Here is a 7,366-nt window from a genome sequence, read left to right on the forward strand (position 1 = left end):
ATGCTCGGGTATCTGCTGGATACCGATATCGTCATTGATACGATTAAGCGGCGTCCGTAAAGAGTTCGGGACATGTTCAACCGCTACGCGGAGCAGCTCGCCATGTCCACGGTGACGCTGGGTGAGCTCGTCTTCGGGGCCGAGAAGTCCCGGCACCGTGAAGCGAACCGGCGCGTGGTGGAGGGGATGGAGTCACGCTTGACGGTGCTCCCGTTCGACGAGTCCGCCGCCACACACTTCGGTCAGATCAGGGCGGAAGGTTGACAATCGGCGCTGGTTGATGGACCCACACAAAGAGATCCACTTCGAGGCCTTCATCGTCGACTACCTCGCCGGCCACGGCTGGCTGGTGGGCGATGCGGCGCAGTACGACCGCGTCCGCGCCCTCTACCCCGAGGACGTCATCGGCTACCTGCGCGACACCCAGCCGGACGCCTGGGCCAAGCTGGAGGCGCTGAACGGCGCCGCCACCGAGCAGCTGGTGCTGGACCGCGTGGTCAAGAAGCTGGAGAGCGACGGCACGCTGGAGGTGCTGCGCCGCGGCGTGAAGGTGGCCGGCGGCGGCACGCTCACGCTCTGCCAGGCGGTGCCGGAGGACGCGCGCAACGCCACGGTGATCGAGCGCTACCGCAAGAACCGTCTGCGGGTGGTGCGGCAGCTCAAGTACGCGCCGGACCGCGAGTGGGCCATCGACCTGGTGCTCTTCATCAACGGCATTCCGGTGGCGACGGTCGAGCTGAAGTGCGACTTCACGCAGTCCGTCCATGACGCCATCGCGCAGTACCGCGAGGACCGCAACCCGAAGGACCCCACCACGGGCCGCACCCATCCGCTGCTCGCCTTCAAGCGCGGGGCGCTGGTGCACTTTGCGGTGTCCAGCACCGAGATCTACATGGCCACTCGGCTCGCGGGCAAAAAGACCTTCTTTCTGCCCTTCAATCTCGGCGACAACGAGGGCGCGGGCAATCCGCCGGCACCGGAGGGCAGCTACTCGGTGGCCTACCTCTGGGAGCGCATCCTCAGCACCGACAACTGGCTGCGCATCGTGCACCGCTTCATGCTGCTGGAGCGCAAGGAGAAGGAGCACGCCGACGGCAGGCCGTACATGGCGGAGACGCTGATCTTCCCTCGGTTCCATCAGTGGGAGGCGGTGACGCAGTTGATGGCCGCCGTGCGCGCAGAAGGCCCGGGGCAGCGCTATCTGGTGCAGCACAGCGCCGGCTCCGGCAAGACCTACACCATCTCCTGGCTGTGCCACGAGCTGATCCGGCTGCGCGCTGAGCAGGGCGAGAAGACCTTCGACTCCATCATCGTCGTCACGGACCGCACCGTGCTCGACGCCCAGCTCCAGGATGCCATCCAGCAGATCGACCACCAGCTGGGCGTGGTCCGGGCCATCGACCGGGAATCTAGCCCCCTGCCCAAGAGCCAGCAGCTCGCCGAGGCGCTGCTCGCCCGCACGCCCATCGTCGTCGTGACGATCCAGACCTTCCCGTACGCCATGGAGGCGATCCTGGCGGAGACCTCGCTCAAGGACCGCAGCTTTGCGGTGATCGTGGACGAGGCGCATACCTCCCAGACCGGCAGCACGGCGAGCAAGCTCCGGGCGGCGCTGGCGCTGGACAAGGCCGAGGACATGGCCAGCATGACCGCCGAGGAGATCCTGGAGCGGTTGCAGGCGGTGAAGAAGTTCCCGAGCAACGTCAGCTACTTCGCCTTCACGGCAACGCCCAAGCACTCCACCCTGACTCTGTTCGGGCGGCCCAGGGACCCGAGCCAGCCGGTGAGCAAGGACAACCCGCCCGCCCCCTTCCACGTCTACACCATGCAGCAGGCCATCGAGGAGGAGTTCATCCTCGACGTGCTGCGCAACTACACGGCCTACAAGACCGCCTTCAGGCTCGGCGAGCAGCTTCAGGACGGCCAGTGGGACGACCGCCGGGTGGACAGCAAGCAGGCGCGCCGGGCGCTGGCCAAGTGGCTGTCCCTGCACCCGACCAATGTGGCGCAGAAGGTGGAGCTGATCGTCGAGCACTTCCGCGGCACCGTGGCGCGGCTGCTGAACGGCCAGGCCAAGGCGATGGTGGTGACGGGCTCACGGGCCGCCGCGGTAAAGTACAAGCTCGAGCTGGACCGCTACGTGCAGGAGAAGGGCTACGACATCCATGCCCTGGTGGCCTTCTCCGGCAAGGTGGCCGGTGAGGCCGTGGACCCGGCGCTGGCGGGCGAGGAGCTCACCGAGGCCAACCTGAACCCCCAGACCAAGGGCCAGGACCTGCGCCGGGCGTTCGACACAGACACCTACCAGCTCATGCTCGTGGCCAACAAGTTCCAGACCGGCTTCGACCAGCCGAAGCTGGTGGCCATGTACCTGGACAAGCGCGTCTCGGGTGTGGAGGCGGTGCAGACCCTCTCGCGCCTCAACCGCACCTATGCCGGCAAGGACCGCACCTACGTCATCGACTTCGCCAACGAGCCCGAGGAGATCCTGAGCGCCTTCCGCCAGTTCTATCGGGCGGCACAGATCGAGGACGTGCAGGACCCGAACGTGGTCTACGACCTCAAGCAGCAGCTCGACCAGACCTTTATCTACACGCCCGAGGAGGTGCAGGCGTTCGGCGCGGAGATCACCCGCCGCGAGCCCCGCCAGCCCAAGCTCTTCGCCATCACGGACCCGGCCACCGAGCGCTTCAACGGCAGGCTCAAGAACCTCAACGACGCCATCGCCCAGTGCGAGGATGCGTTCAACCGCTGCCATGCCGCCGGTGACGACCCCGGCGCCGAGCAGGCCGACCTACAGCGCAGCGAGTACACCAAGGAGCGGGATGCGCTGATGCGCTTCAAGGAGGGCCTGGGCAAGTTCGTGCGCATGTACGAGTACATCGCCCAGCTCATCGACTTCGGCGACGCGGAGCTGGAGGCGTTCGCGGGCTATGCCCGGCTGCTGCGCAACCGCCTCAAGGGCATCAATCCGGAGGAGATCGACCTCAAGGGCCTGCAGCTCACCCACTACGGGCTCAAGCACAAGGGCGAGCTACAGGGCGTCGCCGATGGCGAGGGGGTCAAGCTGCGCCCGATCACGGGGGAAATTGGCGACCCGAAGGACCGGGAGCGGGCCTTTCTCTCCGAGCTGTTGGAGAAGCTCAATGCGCTGTTCGGCGCCGAGATCACGGACGACGACAAGGTCATGTTCGCCGTGCACATCACCGAGAAGCTCCGCGGCAATGACGCCGTCATGGCGCAGGTGCAGAACAACCCCAAGGAGCAGGCAATGAAGGGAGACCTGCCGGACGCCGCCACCGATGCCATCATCGCGGCGATGACCTCGCATGGCGAGATGACCAACCGACTGCTCGCCGATGCCCAGGCCATGGAGCGGTTCGTCGGCCTGCTCTACGACATGCTGACGAAGGCGGACACGGCAAGGCTGCTGGACACAGCGCGGCCGGACTGAGCCGCCTTGTTTGGTCCGGCTGGTGTCCTGATTGAATTCCCGGCCGGTGAAGGTGGTCGTAGTCCTCGCGCCTTCGGCATGCAATGTATTGATGTGTCTATTCTCGGCGATGCGAACGCAGACGTGCAGCTCGAGTGAGAATCAGGTCGGACGCATCGGCCCATCGCTGGCCTGCGTTGCGGCAAGCGCCGCACTGCTGCTCGCGGGCTGCGCCTCGCCCCCAGCGGACCGCATCGAGCTGATGCCGGTGCCGGCGGTGTTCGCGGGCGGCCGGTTCGAGCCCTTCGATGCCGTGCCGCCCAAGGCGCGCCGGCTCGAGACCGAGATCCTCTTCGCCACCGACCGCGATCCGGCCACGGAGGCGGACCTGGAGCGCCACTACGCCAGCCGCCGCGGCCATCTGGTGCGCTTGGGTCGTGCGCATATCCTGCACGGAGACGGCGAGCTGGATTGGGACAGTGCGACGCGGCTGTCGCTGCAATCGCCGCGCAAGCCGCCGTATCGGCTGCGGGTGGACGCGGTGGAGGAGATCGGCATCCTTGCGCAGACGGTATCGCCTTTCACGGACCCGGCGCTGCTGCCGGCCGACCCCGGCGCCCCGGCAGCGGCCTTCGCCGCAGCCGTGGACCGCAAGCTGGCTCGCTCGCGACAGCGCGACATCCTCATCTATGTGCACGGCTTCAAGGTGCCGTTCGAGAACCCGCTGCTGGTGGCCACGGAGCTGTGGCACTTCCTGGGTTACGACGGCGTCGTCATCCCCTACTCCTGGCCGGCGACACCGCGGCTGGTGGCCTACTTCTCGGATGTCGAGACGACGGCGCTGAGCGCGCATTACCTGAAGGAGTTCATCCAATTCCTGCGCGAGCGCACCAGCGCGGAGCGGGTGCACATCCTCGGCTACAGCGCCGGCACGCGGCTGGTGCTGGATGCGCTGTCCATGCTGGCGCTGACCGGCGAGTCACAGGGCAATGGGGCACGCATCGGCGAGGTGATCCTGGTGGGCAGCGATGTGGACTCCGGGCTCTTCGCCGCCGCGCTCACCAACGGCATCCTCGACACCAGCGAGCGCCTCACCGTCTACCTGTCCGAGATCGACGGCGCGCTGCGGTTCGCCAACCTGGTGTTCGGCCGCGACCGGCTCGGCCAGTTGCTGGACCACGACATGCCGAGCCATGTCGCCGCGACACTCGACGCGGCGGACGACCTGGTGCTGATCGACGTCACCGACGCGGAGGATGCCGACGCCCGAAGCGGGCACTCGTACTTCCGCGACAGCCCCTGGGTCAGCAGCGATATCCTGGCAACCCTGGCCACGGGGCTCGGGCCGGCGGAGCGCGGCCTGGTGCGCAGGCGGGCGGATGTGCCCATCTGGCGCTATCCGCCGGACTTCATTGCGCGGCTGCAGCGGGCGCTCGCGACACAAGTGGCGGACCCGAGCAACCCGATGGTGCAATCCAGGGGTCGCCCGGTGACGCCTTGAAACCCCAGACGGAGAGCGGCGCCATCCCCGCAGGGCTGAAGCGCATCGACGCCGCGCCCGGGATGCCGGGCGTCACCGCGCCCGCTATGATGAGGCATCGGCACCACGATCGCGGAGCACAGGCAATGAATTGGCACGAGATCTGCGCACACCCGGCACTGAAGGATCTCCCCTTCAAGCTGGAGACCGACCGTTGGGGGCATATCGTGATGAGTCCAGCGTCCAATCGACACTCCTGGCTGCAGGCGGAAATCCAGACGCTGCTGCGTCAGCTCGCCAGCGGCGGCTCCGCCGTGGTTGAGTGCAGCATCGAGACCACCGCGGGCATCAAGGTCGCGGACGTCGCCTGGGCAAGCCGGGGCTTCCTGGGCCGCCACGGCGACGCGAACCCCTACCCCGAGGCGCCGGAAATCGTCGTCGAGGTGCTGTCCGAATCCAACACCCGCGCCGAGATGGACGAGAAGAAGGAGCTCTACTTCGCCCGCGGCGCGCAGGAGTTCTGGCTCTGCGACGCCGACGGCGGCATGACCTTCCACAACAACCACGCGGTGCTGGCGCAAAGCGTGCTGGTGCCGGACTTTCCGGGCCGGGTCACCCTGCCCTTCTGAGCGGGCGCCCAATCGGCAGACAGGTCGTCCAAGCGATCACCGGCAACCGCGAGCCAAGCCCATGGAGCGTGCCTACCGCCTCATCATCTCCTGCCCGGACCGGGTGGGCATCGTCGCTGCTGTGAGCGATTTCATCGCCGTGCACGGCGGCTGGATCACGGAGGCCCACCATTACACGGACCCGGACAGCCAGTGGTTCTTCATGCGCTACGTGGTGCGGGCGTCGTCGCTGCCCTTTGGGCTGGAGGGGCTCAAGTCACACTTCGCGCCTGTGGCCGAGCGCTTCAAGATGCAGTGGTGCGTCTATGACACCGGCATCAACAAGCGCGTGGTGCTGCTCGCGAGCAAGCAGGCGCATTGCCTGTCGGACCTGCTCTACCGCTGGCGCAGCGGCGAGATGGCCTTCGACATCCCCTGCGTGATCTCCAACCACGATGAGCTGCGCAGCTATGTGGAATGGCATGGTCTGGACTATCGCCACTTCCCGGTGGACGCGGCGGACAAGGCGGCTCACTTCGCGGCCGTGGAGCAGACCCTGGCCGCTGCGCGGCCGGACGTGATCGTGCTGGCGCGCTACATGCAGATCCTGCCCGAGCAGATTGGCGCCCAGTATCCGGCGCGCATCATCAATATCCACCACAGCTTCCTGCCGAGCTTCGTCGGCGCCCGGCCCTATCACCAGGCCGCCGCCCGCGGTGTGAAGCTGATCGGCGCCACCTGCCACTATGTGACCACGGAGCTGGACGCGGGGCCGATCATCGAGCAGGACGTGGTGCGCGTGGGCCATCACAACACCGTGGAGGACATGATCCGCTTGGGCAAAGACGTCGAGAAGCAGGTGCTCGCCCGGGGGCTGCGGTTCCATCTGGAAGACCGGGTGCTGGTGCACGGCAACAAGACCATCGTGTTCGGATGATCGTCATCGTCATGGGTGTGAGCGGCGCCGGCAAGAGCACGCTGGGCAAAGCACTGGCGGAGGCGCTGGGCTGCGCCTTCGTCGATGCCGACGACCACCACACGCCGGAGAACATCGCCAAGATGCGCCGCGGCGAGCCGCTCACCGACGCCGACCGCGGGCCCTGGCTCGACCGGCTGCATGGGCTGCTGCGGGAGCAGGACGCCGCCGGCGCGGACGCGGTGCTCGCGTGCTCGGCGCTCAAACACAGCTACCGCACCCGGCTTACGGCGGGTCTGCGGGATGTGCGCTTCGTGCTGCTGGTGGGCGCAGCTGCACAGCTGCGCGAGCGACTCACCGCACGCCGGGAGCACTTCATGCCGCCGGCACTGCTGAAGAGCCAAATCGCGATTTTGAGTGTGCCGGATGAAGCCATCGAGGTGCCCATCGGCCTGCCGACGGCAGAGCAGGTGGCACTGGTGCGCGAGGCACTGACAGCGGAAGAGCACACGCCCGATGCCTGAGACCTGCCGCAGCCGTCGCGTTGGGCCTCCTGGCGTCGGCCCAACCTACTTCGGGCTCGGCGCCGAACCCTAGCCGGCCCGCTGAGGACACCGCTATGCAGACCTACCAAGCCCGAGTCGTCGCCGACGGCCTGGCCTTTCCGGAAGGCCCCCGCTGGCACGACGGCCGCTTCTGGTTTACGGACCAGCACGCCCACAAGGTACTGGCGATGGCGGCGGACGGCAGCCTCGAGCCCATCGCTACCGCCGAGGACCGCCCCGGCGGGCTCGGCTGGCTGCCCAATGGGGGACTGGTCTGCGTACTGATGCCCATGCGTCGCATCGGTCGCATCGTCGACGGCGCGCTGCTGACGTATGTGGATCTGACGCAGCACGCCCCCCTGCTCTGCACAGAACTGGTGGGAG

General features: G+C 67.3%; 7 protein-coding genes. All 7 read left to right on the plus strand.

Features of this window, described 5'->3' with window-relative positions; all coding sequences use genetic code 11:
* The first annotated feature begins 72 nt into the window (after positions 1–72).
* Entirely contained in the window at positions 73–264 is a 192-nt protein-coding gene (locus tag I6U14_RS09570) for a type II toxin-antitoxin system VapC family toxin (RefSeq protein ID WP_296898801.1), read from the plus strand.
* Between the two features lie 16 nt (positions 265–280).
* Entirely contained in the window at positions 281–3,454 is a 3,174-nt protein-coding gene (locus I6U14_RS09575; RefSeq protein WP_296898802.1) for a DEAD/DEAH box helicase family protein, read from the plus strand.
* 109 nt (positions 3,455–3,563) lie between these two features.
* Positions 3,564–4,934: an alpha/beta hydrolase gene (locus I6U14_RS09580; RefSeq protein WP_296898804.1), complete on the plus strand. Its 1,371-nt coding sequence runs from the start codon at positions 3,564–3,566 to the stop codon at positions 4,932–4,934.
* Positions 4,935–5,059: 125 nt separating this feature from the next.
* Entirely contained in the window at positions 5,060–5,542 is a 483-nt protein-coding gene (locus I6U14_RS09585; RefSeq protein WP_296898806.1) for a Uma2 family endonuclease, read from the plus strand.
* A gap of 61 nt (positions 5,543–5,603) precedes the next feature.
* Positions 5,604–6,458, plus strand: coding sequence for a formyltetrahydrofolate deformylase (gene purU, locus I6U14_RS09590; protein ID WP_296898807.1), 855 nt, complete (start codon positions 5,604–5,606; stop codon positions 6,456–6,458).
* Positions 6,455–6,961, plus strand: coding sequence for a gluconokinase (locus I6U14_RS09595; protein WP_296898809.1), 507 nt, complete (start codon positions 6,455–6,457; stop codon positions 6,959–6,961). Before purU ends, I6U14_RS09595 begins: the two co-directional genes overlap by 4 nt.
* 95 nt (positions 6,962–7,056) lie before the next feature.
* Positions 7,057–7,366 (plus strand): hypothetical protein (locus tag I6U14_RS09600; protein ID WP_296898811.1); only part of this gene is annotated, 310 nt, incomplete at its 3' end.

Origin of the sequence: Thiohalocapsa sp. (assembly GCF_019695415.1) — a bacterium.
Classification (GTDB): domain Bacteria; phylum Pseudomonadota; class Gammaproteobacteria; order Chromatiales; family Chromatiaceae; genus Thiohalocapsa.